This window comes from Paenibacillus sp. JCM 18996 (assembly GCF_055392555.1).
The window spans coordinates 2,564,048-2,582,423 of sequence record NZ_AP043884.1 but is presented as its reverse complement, the minus strand read 5'-3'; the positions used below and the strand labels follow the sequence as shown (position 1 = coordinate 2,582,423).

General features: G+C 36.3%; 13 protein-coding genes. 11 read left to right on the top strand and 2 right to left on the bottom strand.

The window, feature by feature from the left end; genetic code table 11:
- Nucleotides 1–43: 43 nt before the first annotated feature.
- Nucleotides 44–1,711 (bottom strand): S-layer homology domain-containing protein, encoded by a 1,668-nt coding sequence (locus ACZ5N7_RS12645; protein ID WP_464654612.1) that lies wholly within the window; start codon nucleotides 1,709–1,711, stop codon nucleotides 44–46.
- A gap of 126 nt (nucleotides 1,712–1,837) precedes the next feature.
- Nucleotides 1,838–4,276 (bottom strand): O-antigen ligase family protein, encoded by a 2,439-nt coding sequence (locus ACZ5N7_RS12640; RefSeq protein WP_464654610.1) that lies wholly within the window; start codon nucleotides 4,274–4,276, stop codon nucleotides 1,838–1,840.
- A 231-nt stretch (nucleotides 4,277–4,507) separates the two neighbouring features.
- Here ACZ5N7_RS12640 and ACZ5N7_RS12635 point away from each other — a divergent pair, with 231 nt between their 5' ends.
- From ACZ5N7_RS12635 to rfbG, 11 genes are all read left to right on the top strand, one after another.
- Complete coding sequence (locus ACZ5N7_RS12635) at nucleotides 4,508–5,317, top strand: ABC transporter permease (protein WP_464654608.1); 810 nt, start codon at nucleotides 4,508–4,510, stop codon at nucleotides 5,315–5,317.
- Between the two features lie 10 nt (nucleotides 5,318–5,327).
- Entirely contained in the window at nucleotides 5,328–6,614 is a 1,287-nt protein-coding gene (locus ACZ5N7_RS12630) for an ABC transporter ATP-binding protein (protein WP_464654606.1), read from the top strand.
- Between the two features lie 18 nt (nucleotides 6,615–6,632).
- The gene (locus tag ACZ5N7_RS12625; protein ID WP_464654605.1) at nucleotides 6,633–10,019 is read left to right on the top strand and encodes a glycosyltransferase; all 3,387 of its coding nucleotides are present in this window, start codon (nucleotides 6,633–6,635) and stop codon (nucleotides 10,017–10,019) included.
- Nucleotides 10,020–10,032: 13 nt separating this feature from the next.
- Nucleotides 10,033–11,058, top strand: coding sequence for a GHMP family kinase ATP-binding protein (locus ACZ5N7_RS12620; RefSeq protein ID WP_464654603.1), 1,026 nt, complete (start codon nucleotides 10,033–10,035; stop codon nucleotides 11,056–11,058).
- Nucleotides 11,058–11,645: a D-sedoheptulose 7-phosphate isomerase gene (gene gmhA2, locus ACZ5N7_RS12615; protein ID WP_464654601.1), complete on the top strand. Its 588-nt coding sequence runs from the start codon at nucleotides 11,058–11,060 to the stop codon at nucleotides 11,643–11,645. The genes ACZ5N7_RS12620 and gmhA2 overlap by 1 nt, the downstream gene beginning before the upstream one ends.
- Before the next feature lies 1 nt (nucleotide 11,646).
- Nucleotides 11,647–12,357, top strand: coding sequence for a nucleotidyltransferase family protein (locus tag ACZ5N7_RS12610; RefSeq protein ID WP_464654599.1), 711 nt, complete (start codon nucleotides 11,647–11,649; stop codon nucleotides 12,355–12,357).
- On the top strand, nucleotides 12,335–12,880 hold the full coding sequence (locus tag ACZ5N7_RS12605; RefSeq protein WP_464654597.1) for a D-glycero-alpha-D-manno-heptose-1,7-bisphosphate 7-phosphatase: 546 nt from the start codon (nucleotides 12,335–12,337) through the stop codon (nucleotides 12,878–12,880). The genes ACZ5N7_RS12610 and ACZ5N7_RS12605 overlap by 23 nt, the downstream gene beginning before the upstream one ends.
- Nucleotides 12,881–12,897: 17 nt before the next feature.
- On the top strand, nucleotides 12,898–14,670 hold the full coding sequence (locus ACZ5N7_RS12600; RefSeq protein ID WP_464654595.1) for a hypothetical protein: 1,773 nt from the start codon (nucleotides 12,898–12,900) through the stop codon (nucleotides 14,668–14,670).
- 284 nt (nucleotides 14,671–14,954) lie between these two features.
- Nucleotides 14,955–16,517 carry a lipopolysaccharide biosynthesis protein RfbH gene (gene rfbH / locus ACZ5N7_RS12595; protein WP_464654593.1) on the top strand — a complete coding sequence of 521 codons (1,563 nt, stop codon included), beginning with the start codon at nucleotides 14,955–14,957 and terminating at the stop codon, nucleotides 16,515–16,517.
- Nucleotides 16,514–17,311, top strand: coding sequence for a glucose-1-phosphate cytidylyltransferase (rfbF, locus tag ACZ5N7_RS12590; RefSeq protein ID WP_464654592.1), 798 nt, complete (start codon nucleotides 16,514–16,516; stop codon nucleotides 17,309–17,311). The genes rfbH and rfbF overlap by 4 nt, the downstream gene beginning before the upstream one ends.
- On the top strand, nucleotides 17,308–18,375 hold the full coding sequence (gene rfbG, locus ACZ5N7_RS12585) for a CDP-glucose 4,6-dehydratase (RefSeq protein ID WP_464654590.1): 1,068 nt from the start codon (nucleotides 17,308–17,310) through the stop codon (nucleotides 18,373–18,375). Before rfbF ends, rfbG begins: the two co-directional genes overlap by 4 nt.
- The last annotated feature ends 1 nt before the right edge of the window (nucleotide 18,376 follow it).

The window sequence follows — 18,376 nt, the reverse complement described above, 5'->3', positions numbered from 1 at the left end:
AAAGCCTGATCCCAAAAGGGACCAGGCTGTTAACTAATCGAGATTAGTTAATGAATCCTGCTTTGCTCAACAAACGCTTAAGCATAGTAGCGGATTGTGCACGAGTAGCTTGGTTTGCGGATTGGATTGTATCGCTAGTTACACCATCCACGATTCCGTTAGTGATGGCCACAGCAATTTCTTTTTGTGCCCATACGATTTTGTTGGAATCTTTAAACGCAGCCAGTGCGGCAGATTGTTGTGTGGAAGTAATGTCAGTGTTAACACCGGCATATTTCAATGCACGAACAACCATAGCAGCAAGTTCTTCACGAGTGATTTGAGCATTCGGACGGTATGTTCCATCTTCGTATCCGTCAACGATTCCAGCAACAGTTGCAGTAGTAACTACGCCTGCATACCATTCGGAGGAGTTAACGTCTTTGAAAGCGGAAGTTGGAGTCAGAATGTTCAATCCAAGTGCGCGAACTACCAATGCAGCGAACTCAGCGCGAGTGATGTTGCGCTCAGGTACGAATGTAGTGTTAGTTACACCGTCAACTACTAGCTTGTTAGCCAGAAGCTCGACGTCAGCTTTAGCCCAGTGAGTTGCAATGTCGTTGAAGGACTTGTTGAACTCAACCAAAGTGTACACGCTGCTGCTGTTGCGCTTGATAGTTGCTACGGATTTACCGTCTTTAGTTTCGAATGTAGCAGGTACGAAGGAGATTTTCTTCGAAGCTGCATCGTAAACTACAGCAGTAGTTTTCTTGGAATCAGCTACTTTATCAAGGTTGATAGTACGGGAAACATAAGTTCCGCTGAAGTTTACACTTACAGTGGAAGCTCCTACAGCCTCGACATTGAAGTCGATCGCGTTAGCTACAACGTTACCGCCAAGAGCAGCAGCAGCAGTAGTTACAGCAGTAGCATCAGCTACTTTAGCAACAGTTACTTTAATCTTAAGGTTTGCAACTTCGGTCTTAGCTTGTTTTGCAAGATCGTCGAATTTCAGTACGGACAATGGAAGAATGAAAGATCCGTATTGAGAAGAGACAACCAACACCGCTCCTGGTTTCTTGGCTGCTTCAAGTAGTGCGGAAGCAGGAACTGTTGCATAGTCACCGGAGATGTTCAAAGTAACAGTCAGGGCGTTGTTGAATGCATTTGTAATGTCAAATGCGCTAACATCACCGGACACTGGTACAGTGACAGAGCTGTTATTGTTTCCACCGATCCAACCGCCGCCGCCATAGCTTCCTGTGGAAGTAGTGGAGCTAGTGTTGGTAACGTCTTTAGAAGTAGAAAGGTAAGTGCTTCCTGTAACGGATGTTGGATCATACACAGTAGCTTTTACAGTAGCATAGCTGTAACCATTTGTGATATTTGTGGAGAAGTTGTAGTAATACTTGCCGTCTTTGTAGGTGCTGTATGTAGCAGTAGCAGCAGTGCTTAGTGCGGCACCGTACGGGCTATATACATCCAAGTACACTGATCCATTCACATTGTTAGTGTATACATCAGTATAAACAGTACCTGTAACTTTACCGTCACGGTAAGAAAGGGAATCAAAACCGATGACTGAAGCGGCAAAAGCCAATACAGGAGTCAGCATTGCAAAAACTAGTAGAAATGCAACAAGACCGGAAGTTTTGTTAAGTAGGGATCTCTTTAGCACGCGGCTATCTCTCCTATTCGTTGAGTGGTTGATAGATTCTTTTTTGCTGGACATTGTTTTAATTTCACCTCCTTTTCCATGTCAGACTTTTATAACAAGGCTTTGCCTTTGTTAACTGTTAGGATAGAGTAAGTCTAATTTTATCATCTTTTGCTGGAATTTGGTAGGTGTTCAAGAACTCTATCTATTATTTAAAAGAAACTGAATTTGCTGACGTTCATTAGGATCCGCTGCAAACAGCTTGTCCTGCAAAGCTTGGTCATTCTTGCCCTGCTTTTGCAAAGAAGCCAGATACCAACGGGCTATGACTCTATTTCCTTCATTATCCATTTGGTTACTTATACCCAATTGTAATACGCTTGAAGCGTTCGAAAAGTTGCTGTTCAAGAAATTAATTTGGCCTATAGAGAGCGCAATGTTAGGGGTAACGTTAAACGGTCTTCCTTGAGATTGCCCTTTAGGCAAGGTTCCTAAATAATTTATTTTATCCTGCACTTGTTGATATAGGGCTTTGGCTTCGTTCCAATGTTCATCTTGTTTTAGTTTATTGCCGTTTAATTTTTCCTTATTTCCTAATTCGGCATGAAGTACAATCAGTCGTTCATACATCGATATATCCCATGGGAAATCGTTTAATTCTTTCTTAAGCAGCTCCAGAGCTTGTTCCTTGTTATCTTTCATTAACAATAAATTGTATTCACTGTCAAATATTCCCCTATTATATGATTCGTATGGCTTAACCTGTTTTATGAGGTCAAAAGCTTCTTGGGAATATTTTTCTTCCTTCGTTTGATTGTATGCCTGACTGAGCAGCTGGATTTTCATCAGATTATAATCAGGATGATATTTACTGATATCTCTTGCCTTATCAATAGGCTGCAGTACTTCATTCAAAGGTTTCTGCTGCTGAAGCAGACCCATCCCCTCATTGAATAAAGTATTGCTTTTGGTATATTGCAGGGAAATGACAAAAATAATGATGGAAGGAACAATAAGAAGAGCAGGATAAAGCTTGGACCATAGTTGATTTGTTACCTTTTTCTCATCGGAGACTTTAATATATGATGCTGATAACAAACCTCCCAAGCATAGGAATAGCATACCGGCGATATAGCCAAAGCTCATATCAAAATCGATCGCGCTATGAGCGAGTAAAGAGATAGCTATAATATAAAATACAAAATGCTGATCACGATCCCCTTGTACCTTTTTGATACGGGCCGCAATATACTTGATAAACACCACGGCTAACAAAATTACAAATAGAAGAAAACCAATAATTCCCACTTCAATGATATACTGGAGGAAAAAATTGTGGGCTTGTCTGCTCGTGTAAGGGTTATTTTGATATTTCTCATATAAAAAACTCCAAGCTGCCCCGCCGGCTCCAAACAATGGATAGTCCTTGATGACTTTAATACCGTCTTTATAAAATGTGGCTCTCTCAAGGACACTATGCTGCTGTAAGTTAATAGTTTCGATTCTTTTCTCAATGCTGTTCGGAAGGAGTTTAATAAGCCCCGAATTTCCATATAACAAAAGAATTCCGACCGTTCCTGCTATCAATACGACAATAGGAAGAATGAACTGGGAAAACTTAATTCTACTAAATTTAGCGTTAAGACCATCAGCAAATCTTTTGGTTATAAAGTGATGAATAGCATAAATAATAATGGAGGTCGTCACTGAGGCGGTTATCATAATAGCCCACCCCTTCAAGGACTCAGAAGGCATTAAATTTTTTATTGCAGGACTTCCGATTCCTCCTATAGAGGTAATTGGATTCAATATGATCAGTGAAATGATTAGCGAAATAACCAGGTACACGAGCATCAGGATTTGCCTATACAAGCTTAAGAAAGGAAGAATAAACAGAATGATCAAAGGAAGGAGAACCAGACCTCCGCGAGATAAAGTCAAGAAGAAGGAAACTATGGTAGGAACCAAGAATAAGCTATATCCGATAATCCCAACCCAACTTTTAGATCTGACGACAAGAAAAAGCGAGCTAAACAATATGGCCATTGTAAATCCAGCGTAAGTATTGGCGTATTGAAAAACAGAAGTTAATCTTGCACCGTTGGAATCAACCATAATAGCATCCGCATAGTGTGCATTTCCAAATAGATTTAACAATCCAAAGACAATAACCAAATAACCGGATAAAACAATTCCGTTCGTAAAAATCGAGGAACCAGAGCTGCTTTTGGAAAAATTATAAGAGAGGGTAAATAGAACAGCGTATGTAAAATTCACATATAAAAGCAGTGTGGCGTAATAGTGTGATGCTGCGCCGAAAGAAGAGATAAGGTAAGAAAGTGGAATGAACCAAACCAACATGGCGTAAACATCGTGACGACTTTCTAATCTCCAATTAAAGAAAAGATATAGAGCAAAAACAAACAACATAAATGCGCCTAACATAATAAATGACAACTGCGGTTTTTCAAACGAAAAATTGTTGGCGTTAAATAAACCTTTTTCAAAGGGCATTATAAATAAAAAAACACCCACGAGAATGATGGAAAACCAATAGAGTAAAGAGTAGTTTGGATCAGCAGTACGTTTCAATGATTGAGAGTAAACATTTCCCGTGGGGTGCTTTTTTTGGGCTTTCAATTTAAAGTTCTCCTTTTTTTTCGCTAGATTTCGTCAATATTTTATCATAAAGGTATTGTAGCTTCCAATAAAATGTCTTGTAATAAAGTGACTAAATAGTGGATAAGATTTATCAAAAAAAACTTTTATCTAGTATTTAAAAGCCATTTTTGGTAAAATACTCGACGTAAAATAAAAGAAAATACAACATGATTCTACATTTTTTTAGGTTGAAGGGAGTCGCAAACGCGTATGTCTTTTTTCAGTCAGAGTAACAGATTCCTGATCGATGTGTTGAAGAGTCAAAAACTGATTTTTGAACTAGCGAAAAAAGATTTTAGAGCCCGATTCTCAGGGTCCTATTTGGGAATTGTATGGGCCTTCATACAGCCTACTATCTCCCTTTTAATATTTTGGTTTGTCTTTCAAGTCGGATTTAAATCAACGCCGGTGGATAATGTGCCCTTTATCCTATGGTTGGCAGCAGCAATGATTCCCTGGAATTTCTTTGCTGACAGCGTGCAAACGGGAACAAGCTCCATTACCGATAATAGCTACTTGGTAAAAAAAGTTGTCTTTAGAACAAGCGTTCTTCCTATAGTCAAAATATATTCAGCTTTTTTCGTTCATACCTTCTTTATACTGTTTCTTATCGTTATGTTTTCTGTTTATGGTTATTATCCTAGCTGGTTTTATTTGCAGATTGTTTATTATGAGATCATCCTGCTACTATACATACTGGGTGTAGTATGGCTTACCTCTTCCCTAGTTGTTTTCCTCAAAGATATCGGTCAGCTTATTGCAATGCTGCTCCAGTTTGGCTTCTGGTTAACTCCAATATTTTACTCCCTTAACATTGTTCCGCAAAAATACCATTTCATCCTAAAATTAAATCCTATGTACTATATTGTGGAAGGGTTCAGGAATACCTTTATTTATAAAATTTGGTTTTGGCAGGATATGAATTTAACGGTTAACTTTTTTATCTTTACTGTAATCTTTTTGATGATTGGAGCTACCTTTTTCAGAAAGCTCAGACCTCACTTTGCGGATGTATTATAAGGAGAGCGACATGAATCATACACAAACGTCTGAAACAGCAATTAAGGTTCAGAATATTACTAAAGTTTACAAGCTCTATGAGAAGCCGGTAGATAGACTGAAAGAAGCTGTACACCCTTTTGGCAAAAAGCTACATAAGAACTTTCATGCAGTAAATAAGGTCACTTTTTCAATAAAGAAAGGTGAGACAATAGGTATTATTGGCAAGAATGGTTCTGGTAAATCTACACTGCTCAAAATGATAACAGGTGTGTTAACTCCTACAGAAGGTACAATTGAAGTTAATGGAAAAATTTCTGCACTTTTGGAGTTGGGAGCAGGATTCAATCCCGACTATACCGGAATGGAAAATATTTACCTTAATGGAACCATTATGGGATACTCTAAGCAGGATATGGATGAGAAAATCGACGAAATCATTTCATTTGCTGATATAGGAGATTTTATACACCAACCTGTAAAAATGTACTCCAGTGGGATGTTTGTAAGACTTGCCTTTGCCGTTGCCATTAACATAGACCCTGAAATACTGATTATTGACGAAGCCCTTAGTGTAGGTGACATGCGTTTTCAACAAAAGTGCTTCAGGAAAATCGAAGAATTTAGAAGGACGAAGACAATATTGTTCGTTTCGCATGATTTGGGGACCATAACTAAATATTGTGACAGGGCAATCTGGATCAATGAAGGGGTTCTTATGGATGATGGTGAGACATTAGAGGTGGCTAAGAAATTTCAAGCGTTTATGATTGGGGCACAAATGACTAGGTCCGAAGATGAAGAAGCAGCTGCTGCTGCCGAAACTTGGACAGGTGAACAGATTGATGACCTTCCTACGAATCTAGATATTCAAGGCGATAACAAGGCCGCTATTATAGGCATTTCTTTATTTGATAATCATTCCGAGCAAAAAATCAATATGGTACAATCTGGGCAATACGTGAAGCTGTTAATAAAAATAAAATCTAATGATTATATACAAGACCCGATCATAGGTTTTAGTATTAAAGACAGACTTGGGAATATAGTAGCTCAATCTAACAGCTTTGTAACTGGTCAGCATATACAAGATTATATGGCGAATCAAATCCACACTGTGGGGTTTACTTTTCAAATGCCTAACTTAAACAGAGGAGAATTTACAATCTCTCCTGCTGTAGCTTCCGGTTCCCAAGAAGCTCACACACAGCATTGTTGGGTGCACGATGCAATTGTTTTTCAAGCTTACCATTCAAGTCTTCATGAGTTGAGCGGTTTTCTAACTTTAGATGAAGTCCAGTTCTATCAATTAGATTAAGGTGGGATTATAGTAAGTATGAAATTCTCAGGCGAAAGATTTATTCCGCAAGCGACCGACAAGGAAATGCAACTTGAGCATATGCAAAGGTATTATTCTGTTCTTTCTTTAATTAAAGATAAAGTCGTTTTGGATGCAGCGTCCGGAGAAGGTTACGGTTCTTATTTGTTATCCCAACATGCTGCTGAAGTGCATGGTGTCGATATTAGTAAGGAAACGATCACTCATTCAAAAATACAATATCAGCGTAGTAATCTAACCTATTCCGTTGGGTCTGTGGATCAACTAAGTTTGCCCGATCAATCGGTTGATGTCGTTGTTTCATTTGAAACCATTGAACATGTAGATGAGAGCGTCCAACAATCCTTCCTAAGAGAAATTAAAAGAGTCCTCAAACCAGATGGGGTACTAGTTATCTCCACGCCGGATAAATATATTTATTCAGAGATACCTAATTATACAAATCCATTTCATGTAAAGGAATTCTATCGAGAAGAGTTTTTTGATTTCTTAAATAGTTATTTTCACAATGTGCATTTTTACAATCAAAAATTCGAAGTTGCCTCGCTCATAACTGACAACAAAAATCAACACACTCAGAATTTACTCCCTAGCGACCAAAAAACTCAAAACGGTAAATACATTGTAGCTGTCTGTAGTGACTGGCCAATTGACATCAATATCAACTCGGTTTTATTGAACAATGAGAAATATGAGTTTATGGTGAATCGCATTGTTAATTTACAAAATGAAGTGGAGGAAAGAAACTTACATATTAAAAATTTAGATAAGCACATCGCTGAATTGGATCAGAATATTGCATTACTCCAAAGCCAGTTGAATTCAACCAAGGCATTAACGGAACATGCAAATGAAGCAATGAGTCTTTTGAAACAAAAAGAAGATAATCTTCTACAGGCTCTTAATTTAGTTCAGTCAATGAAAGAAGAGTGCGGTTCATTGCATTCTCAATTGATGGAAGCCAAGCTGCAATTAAACATGGTCACTGAAGAGTTAAAACACAAGGAAGAGATAATTAATGCAATGTCTACAATGCATAATGAACTATCGACTTCCATTGATTCTGTACATGAAAGATTTAATGATTTTTCAGAAAAAGACCAGGTTATCAAGAATCAGCTGGGTCATATTTCACAGCTTCTTGAACAGGAGCGGAGATTAAATAATATCCTTCAGTCCGGGGGCTGGAAATTATTAAACGAATATTATAAATACAGAGACCGAATACTGCCTGACAGCAGTAAAAGAAAGTTCCTTGCTAAACTCGCTTTTAAGACAATTAAAAATCCAAAAGTAATGATAAGAAGTTTAAATAAACAGAATTTGAAAAAACTCAAATATTATATGAAGACAGAAGACTCAAATTTACTTGAAAACAGATTGGATAATTTCGTTGAAAGACACATCACTGTTGAAACGAATGAGCTACAATTATTTCAAGAGATTGATACCTCTAAGAAACTTGTTTTTGAAAAACATGAGAATCCTCTCGTTAGTATAATAATTCCAGTTTATAATCAATGGCATTATACGTACGCTTGCCTTCTTTCTATTCTGGAAAATACAAGGGACATACCTTATGAAGTCATTATTGCCGACGACATGTCCACTGACGACACGCAGAATATTGTTGATGTTGTAGAAAACGTAGTGGTAATAAGAGACGAGGTTAACAGGGGTTTTCTAAGAAACTGCAATAATGCAGCACAATCTGCAAAGGGTCAATTCATCTTCTTCTTAAACAATGATACCAACGTTCAAGCCGATTGGTTGAAATACCTGCTGGATCTAATACAAAGTGACGCTTCTATCGGTATGGTGGGTTCTAAATTAGTTTATCCAGATGGAAGACAGCAAGAAGCAGGAGGCATTATTTGGAAAGATGCAAGCGGATGGAATTATGGCCGTTTAGATGAACCTGAGAAACCAGAGTATAATTACGTAAAAGAGGTGGATTATATCTCCGGAGCTGCTATTATGATTCGAACAGAGCTGTGGAATCAAATTGGCGGTTTTGATGACCGGTACGCACCGGCTTATTTTGAAGATTCTGATTTGGCGTTTGAAGTAAGAAAGCATGGATATAAAGTGCTTCTTCAGCCTAAATCGGTTATCGTCCATTTTGAAGGAATATCTCATGGGACTGATACAAATTCTGGAATAAAAAGCTATCAAGTTAAGAATAAAGAAAAGTTCAAAGAAAAGTGGAAAAATGTCCTCTTTAAAGAACATTTTGATAATGCTGAGAATGTATTTCTCGCGAGAGACCGCAGCTATAACAAAAAAACTATTCTTGTAATTGATCATTACGTTCCACATTTTGACAAGGATGCCGGCAGCAGAACGGTGTATCAGTATCTTCAGTTGTTCGTGAAAATGGGTATGAACGTTAAGTTTATCGGAGATAATTTTTTTAAACATGAACCCTATACGGCTGCTCTTGAGCAATTAGGAATTGAGGTTCTTTATGGTAATTACTATGCAAGAAACCTAGAACACTGGTTAAAATCTAACGGAAAATATATTCATTACACTTACCTGAATCGCCCGCATATATCCATTAATTATATTGATTTAATTAGAAAATATACGAACTCCAAAGTGATTTATTATGGCCATGACTTACATTTTCTCAGGGAACTGAGAGAGTATCAATTGACTGGGAATGAAGAAATTAAAAATTCTTCCGGTGATTGGGAAAAGTTAGAGATGGAACTGTTCCACAAATCGGATGTTATATATTATCCTTCTCAAGTTGAAGTGGATGAAATTAGTAAGTTGGCGCCTGAATTAACTGTGAGAGCAGTACCGGCTTATATTTATGAGGATGATGATGCAACCATCACAAAGCCTTTTCATGAAAGATCCGACATTTTATTTGTTGGTGGCTTTGGCCATAAACCCAATACAGATGCTGTTTTGTGGTTTGTACAAAAGGTATTTCCGCAAATCTTATCAGAAATACCTGACATTAAATTTTATATTGTGGGATCTAATCCCCCTGATGTAGTCAAGAATCTTATCTCTGATAACATTATCGTAACTGGTTTTGTTACAGATGAGCAATTATCTGAATACTACCGTAATACCAAATTAGTAGTTGTACCTTTGAGGTATGGCGCCGGAGTAAAAGGGAAAGTTGTGGAAGCAATGTACAATGGAGCACCTATTGTAACAACGAGAGTAGGCTCAGAGGGCTTACCAGGGATAGAAGATTATTTAATCGAGTGCGATGATAGCGATACTTTCGCTGAACTGGTCTGTACAATCTACCGCGATCATAATAGACTAATGGATCTATCGCAGAAATCAAAGTCCTACATTAAGAAGTATTTCTCAGAGGAAAGTGCTTTAAATATTCTTAGTAAAGATATAAGCTACTGAAAGGAAATTAGACATGATAATAAGATCTAAGGCACCATTAAGATTGGGATTAGCGGGTGGAGGTACGGATGTCTCCCCTTACTGTGATGATTTCGGTGGATATGTATTGAACGCCACTATCGATATGTATACTTACTGTACAATTGAAGTCACAAACGATAATACAATCTTATTCCACGCCGCTGATAGGAATGAATTTTTTGAAACCCAATCCAAGTCTTATCTTGAATTCGATGGCAGACTAGATCTTCATAAAGGAATCTATAACAGGATAGTTAAGCAGTTCAATAACAATAAACCCCTTTCGTTAAAAATAACAACATACTCCGATGCACCTGCCGGTTCTGGATTAGGATCTTCCTCAACTATGGTTGTAGCAATCTTAAAAGCCTATGTTGAATGGTTAAACCTACCTCTAGGGGAATACGATATTGCTCATCTGGCGTTTGAAATAGAGAGAGTAGATGTGGGGTTGAGTGGTGGGCGTCAGGATCAGTATGCTGCAACCTTCGGTGGAATCAACTTTATAGAGTTTTATTCTGATGATCGTGTGATAGTAAATCCCCTGCGGGTAAAAAACTGGATCATCAATGAATTAGAATCTTCTATAGTTCTCTATTACACAGGTGCATCTAGAGAATCAGCAAATATCATAAATGAGCAAGTGAAGAATGCTAGAGAGAAGGATCAAAAGTCCATCGATGCTATGCATGAACTTAAGGCAGATGCAATGGTTATGAAGGAAAGCATCTTAAAAGGAGACATCCTAAAATTCGCTAGATATTTGGGGAAATCATGGGAGGCTAAAAAGAAAATGGCTTCTTCCATCTCAAATAGTTTCATTGATTCAGTGTATGATGTGGCTATTGAAGCAGGTGCATATGCAGGTAAAGTTTCCGGAGCTGGTGGTGGCGGATTCATGATGTTTATGGTAGATCCTAACCTGAGGCTTGATCTCATACGTGCACTTAAGAAATTAAACGGGGAAGTAATGAACTTCCATTTCACTAAAAATGGAATCCAGGGGTGGAAAATTTAATGATCCAAACATTAATAAAGAATCAAATTCAAGAGTCTTATGAGACGAAAAAAAGATTGCTGGAAGATGCTGGTTTGATATCTCTAATAAGTGAAGTATCTGAAAAGGCTGTTGAAGTTTACCGTAACGGTAACAAAACGTTATTAGCAGGTAATGGAGGAAGTGCAGCAGATGCTCAGCATATAGCCGGGGAATTTGTGAGCAGGTTCTATTTTGATCGACCAGGTATTCCTTCCATCGCGTTAACGACGGATACTTCAATTATTACTGCAATTGGAAACGACTATGGATATGAACAACTTTTTGCTAGACAAGTTCAAGCTAATGGAGTCAAAGGAGATATGTTTATAGGGATCTCGACTTCCGGTAATTCAGTTAATGTCGTTAATGCATTAGAAACCTGTAAAGACAAAGGGATTATAACTGTAGGCTTAACCGGTCAATCAGGTGGGAAGATGGCAGACTTATGTGATTATTGCATTAAAGTACCTTCGGAAGAAACGCCTAGAATTCAGGAATCGCACATTCTGATAGGGCATATTATTTGTGCTGTTGTGGAAGAAGCCATATTTGGAAAGGGACTTTAATATGGAAGCTATTGTTTTAGCTGGTGGTTTTGGTACTAGATTGCAGTCAGTTGTTGCTGATTTACCAAAACCTATGGCTCCCATAGGATATAGTCCCTTTTTATCATATATTTTTCATTATTTAATTCGAAATGGTATTACAAAGGTTATTCTGTCAACAGGCTACCTGCATCATAAAATCGAAGAATATTATGGAACGCAATTTAATGGTCTGGTAATAGTGTATTCTAAAGAGGAAAGCCCGCTAGGCACTGGAGGAGCTATTAAACTTGCTTTGAGCAAAGCAATATCTGAACAAGTATTCATTATTAATGGAGATACTTTTTTTAATGTAAGTCTAAGTGAACTTGCACAGTCACATAAAAAAAACAGTGCAGAGCTGACATTGGCATTAAAGCCAATGATAAATTTTGATCGCTATGGAACTGTTAATCTTCATGGTGATAAAATAATTTCTTTTGAGGAAAAAAAGAAATGTTCCTATGGTCTAATTAATGGTGGTGTGTATTTAATCAATTCACACCTTATGGGAAAATTGCCATTACCGGAACGGTTCTCTTTTGAAACTGATTTTATGGCTAAACATATTGGACAAATTGATTTGTTTGGTTACAAATCTGATACTTACTTTATTGATATAGGAATCCCCGAGGACTATGTAAAAGCTCAAGTGGAATTAGGTGATTATTTTGAAGAAGGCTTTATTTCTTGACCGCGATGGTGTGATAAACAAAGAAAAAAACTATGTTTATAAAATTGAAGATTTTGAATTTATTGATGGTATTTTTGAAATTTGTAAATATTTCCAAAAAGAGGGTTATGTTCTTATCGTAGTAACCAATCAAGCAGGGATAGCAAGAGGTTATTACTCAGAAAATGATTTTTCTATTTTAACTAAATGGATGATAGAAAAGTTTTTGAATCAAGGGATTATTATTCATAAAGTATATAATTGTCCTTATCATCCTGATGGAATTGGACAATATAAAAAAAGTTCCTTTGATCGTAAACCTAAACCTGGGATGTTTTATAGAGCAAGAGATGAATTTGAAATAGACCTTTCCAAATCGCTTTTGATCGGGGATAAGGAATCTGACATTGAAGCAGGAATAAGTGCTGGTTTATTCAAGATGTTTCTTTTTCAAAATTTGCAAAGTAATTTAATTAAAAATACTAATGTTTATTTAATAAAAAAATTAGAAGATGCTGTTCATATATTTGAAAATACCAATTAATAATAACAGGAGATTACATGAATATATCACTTAAAAGCAAACTAAGTTGGATTGGTATTGTATTATTTACAATTTACTATCTTGTCTATCTATATGTAACAACTGTGAATATTGCTTGGCAGACTTGGTTTTTTCATTTACAGTTAGTTGATAGTTTTTTTTCTGGTACTTTAGTGTTTAAAGATTTGTTAACACGATATGGTGAACATGGTTTATTAGGTTATAACATTATTTTTATTGCTAATGCAGTTTTTTTTCATTTAAATACATTAGTTGATGTTTATATACATTTATTTTTAATTTTGCTCAGTGCCATAGCTATCTATTTAGTGTATAAGAAAAATATATCACCTAATGATTCAAGCTACAGTAGTAATTTATTGTTCTGGATCATAGCATTTACCATGTTTAGTGTTAGCCAACAGGCAGCTGGTGGAATGGATACACAGGTCAGATTAGGTATTTATTCATTTCTATTGGCAACGATTCTAATAGATAGATATTATTTTGACAAAATTAAAAATAATATAAAACTAATAGTAATCTTCATTATGCTAATCTTATCTGTCAATGTGTTCGGTACATTCTATTCATTAGCTTGGGTACCAGGTATATACATGTTAATTGGTATATTTATGTACTCTAATAAAAAATTGGATGCCAAATTTATTTCAATTGGGGCCTTGATTTTTATTTTGTGGATTATATATATCAAAATGTATTCATTATTCATTCCAGCTAGTGAAAATAGTACGGGCGTATTGCAAGGTATAATTAATATATTCTTGCACCCATTAAAATCAACTATGTTTTTATTAGCTTTTATGTGTAGCAGCTTGTTAGGAAGAACTTTATGGCAAGATTATCATTTCCCTCAAACCTTAGAGCTATTTGGTGGAGTAATTGTATTGTTTATATACATTTATTGCTTCTTCGGTTTTTTCAAAGCAGAAATGTGGAAGAGGACGTTTTTGCCAATATTGCTTATGTTTTATAGTATTGGAGTAATGATATTGGTTTTAATTGGTAGAAATCAAATGGATTGGGAAGGAGGAACAAATTATTGGTATGCAGCCCATATTAAGTTTGGAATTATAGGTTGCATATGGGTTTTACTTTATAGTCATTTTAATATAAGAAAAATTAAATGGAATTCTATTCCTTTCTTTATATTAATGATCATAATAGTATTTCAAATTATCTCCAACATTGCAGACTGGAAAAGAGCTCCTCATGTCAGAGCTTATTTTACTTCCATGATTCCTTTTGCTTTAGATCCAACTAATATGCCAATAGATAAAAATGGAATTACTCCTTTAATTAATACATTGCCTGAAACTATTCATGGTTTAGATATAATGAAGAAATATAACCTGAACATTTATTATGATTCCCAAAAGAATTTCGTCTATAAAAATGGTAATGTTCTTCTTAATGGACAAATTTCAGAGGGAGTGCTCGGCCCAGGATGGTATCAACCGGAGCAAGATTCAGTATGGATAAGCAAGAGAGCTCGTATTACATTTAGAAGTGGATCAAAAGGAGATTTGAAAGTAAAGGGTTATCTTCCTAACTTCCTATCACCCAATACAATAATTTTGAAAATTAACGACAAGATAATCTATCAAGGTGATCATAGTGGAACTTTTGAGATCCAGAAACATATTGATATGAACACAATGATTATGTTGGATATTGAACTTTCGGATTCAGTAATACCTAAAGATAAAGGTTTGAATCAAGATATGAGAGAATTGGGCGCTATTATTAATAACATTAATACTAATTAATGAATTTTCTGGAGTTGAAGATATGTTCTTAAGTATAGGGCGTAGATTTAAAAAAATTTATTATTAATCAGATTATTCTTCATAATTTTTTTTGGTTTTCTACTTATAATTCTAACCTTAATAGGTGATGATTTAATGCTTGGAATATTTTTGAAAACCATAACAAATCCGATTGTTATTAAATTTGTATCTCAACTAATTGCATTACCCATAACTACAGTTATAAGTTTTTTTGGTCATAAATATTGAAGTTTTAACAATAATAGTAGGATGTGAAATTAGCCATGACAAAAGCAGGCAATGTAGTAAAAATTAAAGATTCGATTGGTATTATTCTTGAGCAAAATGATTCAAATGTTGAAATTCTAATTTTAGAAAAAAGCATTGCAACGTGTGATAAGTCAATCAAAATTGGAACGGAAACATTTAATTATTGTGATAAAAATAAACTAATAATTAATGAATCTGAGATAACAGATTTTATAGGAGATGTAACAAAGGCTGAATTAGAAGGGATATTAAGATATACTATTTTGCAAAAGGTAGAGCAGTTTTATAATTTAGTGCATAAAAAACAAAGTTCATTTGATTCGGAGTCCACGTATGTAAACTATGGTGGAAGAGTTTTTGATGAAAAAGAGATGACGAACCTGGTTGATTCATCATTAGATTTTTGGTTGACTGCGGGAAGATTCAATAAGCAATTTGAAAAAGAATATGCTGAATTTTTAGGTGTAAGATATGCATTGCTCACTAATTCAGGATCATCCGCAAATCTACTAGCTTTCTCTGCTCTTACTTCCCCTAAACTTGGAGAAAAACGAATAAAGCCAGGGGATGAAGTTATCACCGTAGCAGCGGGTTTTCCTACAACGGTTGCCCCAATGGTTCAAAATGGAGCGGTGCCAGTATTTGTTGATGTTGATCTTGGGACATACAACATATTACCCGATCGAATTGAAGGAGCTATCACTGACAAAACCAAGGCTATTATGATAGCTCATACGATGGGGAATCCTTTCAGACTGGATGTAGTTATGCAAATTGCAGAAAAATATGATCTTTGGGTAATTGAAGATAACTGTGATGCATTGGGATCAAGATATGATGGGAAACTGACAGGAACATTTGGTCATATCGGAACTTCTAGTTTTTACCCTCCCCATCATATGACAATGGGAGAAGGAGGAGCTGTTTATACCAATGATCCTAAACTGAAAATGATAATTGAGTCTTTTAGAGACTGGGGAAGAGACTGTTGGTGCGCATCTGGTTGTGATGATACTTGTAAAAAACGTTTTGGTTGGGAACTGGGTTCACTTCCTTATGGTTATGATCATAAATATACCTACTCTCATATCGGATATAATTTACGGGTTACGGATATGCAAGCAGCAATAGGCCTAGAGCAATTGAAAAAAGTTCCGCACTTTACAAACGCAAGGATAAGTAACTTTAATCGTTTATTAGATGGACTTAGTGATCTTAATGAATACTTCATTCTTCCAAAAGCAACAGAAAACGCTAATCCTAGTTGGTTTGGATTTATACTTACAGTTCAGGATAATGCAGGATTTACAAAAAATGAAATTGTTAAATACCTTGAAGCCAATCGCATTCAAACTCGAATGTTATTTGCAGGGAATTTAACTAAGCAACCGGCTTTCCAAGGAGTAAACTATAGAATCTATGGTGATTTAACCAATACTGATAAAATATTGAATGATACGTTCTTAGTAGGTGTTTATCCCGGACTTACGAATGAAATGATTGACTACGTAATTAGCAAAATTAAGGAATTTGTATTAGCTAAAGTGAGCCATAAACAAGGGGAGGCAGTAAAATGAAAGTAGTCATTCTTGCTGGTGGATATGGTACTAGAATTAGTGAAGAATCACATTTGAGACCAAAACCAATGATAGAAATCGGTCAAAGACCTATACTGTGGCACATTATGAAAATCTACTCAAGTTATGGGTTTAATGACTTTGTTATTTGCCTCGGTTATAAAGGTTACTTTATTAAAGAATACTTTGCTCATTATTTTCTACATGAATCAGACATAACGTTTGATTTTAGAAATGATAATCAAAACATAACTCATAATCACTCTGCCGAGCCATGGAAAGTTACCTTGGTTAATACAGGGATTGATACTATGACAGGTGGTAGGGTGAAACGAGTTCAACCGTATATTGGTAACGAACCATTTATGCTAACCTACGGTGATGGGGTTTCAAACGTCAATATTAAAGAGTTAGTTCAACACCATAAATTAAGTGGTAGACTTGCAACTGTCACATCCATTCAACCTGATGGGCGCTTTGGAGCATTAGATATTAATGATCAAAGTGAAGTTCGGGGCTTCCAAGAAAAGCCGAGAGGTGACGGTTCATGGATTAATGCAGGATTCTTTGTTCTTCAACCAGAAGTTTTTGATTATATAGAGGGAGATCATACTGTTTTTGAAAAGGGTCCTCTTGAAAATCTTGCGAAGCAGGGTGAGTTATCCGCATATAAGCACTCTGGTTTCTGGCAGCCTATGGACACATTACGCGATAAAAACCATCTGGAGGTTCTATGGGCAAGCAAAAAAGCACCATGGAAAGTTTGGGATGATAATTTGGTAAAGACATTATGATAGAATTTTGGAAAAATAAGAAAGTCTTCATAACTGGACATACGGGGTTTAAGGGTTCTTGGTTATGTATGTGGTTGAATCAATTAGGGGCCAAAGTCGTGGGCTATGCCACTGAGCCTCCAACAATTCCGAGTTTGTTTGAACTTTGTGATGTAAAAAGCATGCTTATAAAATCGATAATTGCCGATATTAGAGATTTAGAAACATTGAAGGTTGAAATGGCGGCCTTTCAGCCCGAGATTGTTATTCATATGGCAGCTCAGCCTCTGGTAAGAGATTCCTACAAAATTCCTGTAGATACCTACTCTATCAATGTCATGGGTACGGTTAATCTATTTGAGGCTGTCAGAATAACTGATACCGTAAGAGCAGTGGTAAATGTTACAACTGATAAATGTTATGATAATAAAGAATGGGTATGGGGTTATAGAGAGAACGAACCCATGGGTGGTTATGATCCATATTCTAATAGCAAGGCTTGTTCAGAGCTGGTCACTTCGGCATATAGAAATTCCTATTTTAATGCACACGATTATGATAGGCATGGTGTAGCGGTTGCGTCTGCCAGAGCAGGCAATGTAATCGGCGGTGGTGATTGGGCTAAAGACAGACTGATTCCGGATTGCATAAATTCTTTGTTAGCTGGTGAACCCATTAAAATTAGAAATCCACATTCAATTAGACCTTGGCAGCATGTTCTCGAACCTTTAGGTGGTTACTTGCACATAGCCAGGAAGCTTTATGAATCGGGTCCTCAATATGCAGAGGCATGGAACTTTGGCCCTGAAGACAGTGATGCGAAACCTGTTGAATGGATCGTACAAAGAATGTGTGAGAAATGGGCTGGTAACCAAGGATATATTATTGAGGAAGGAAACCACCCTCATGAGGCTTCGTATTTAAAATTGGATTGTTCAAAGGCTAAAATGCAATTAAACTGGTCTCCACGTTGGCATTTAGATGAAACTTTGGACAATATTATTGAATGGACTAAAGCATATAAGAATGGTACTGATTTAAAGAGTATAAGCTTTAGCCAAATTCAAAACTACCAGAATAAATGAG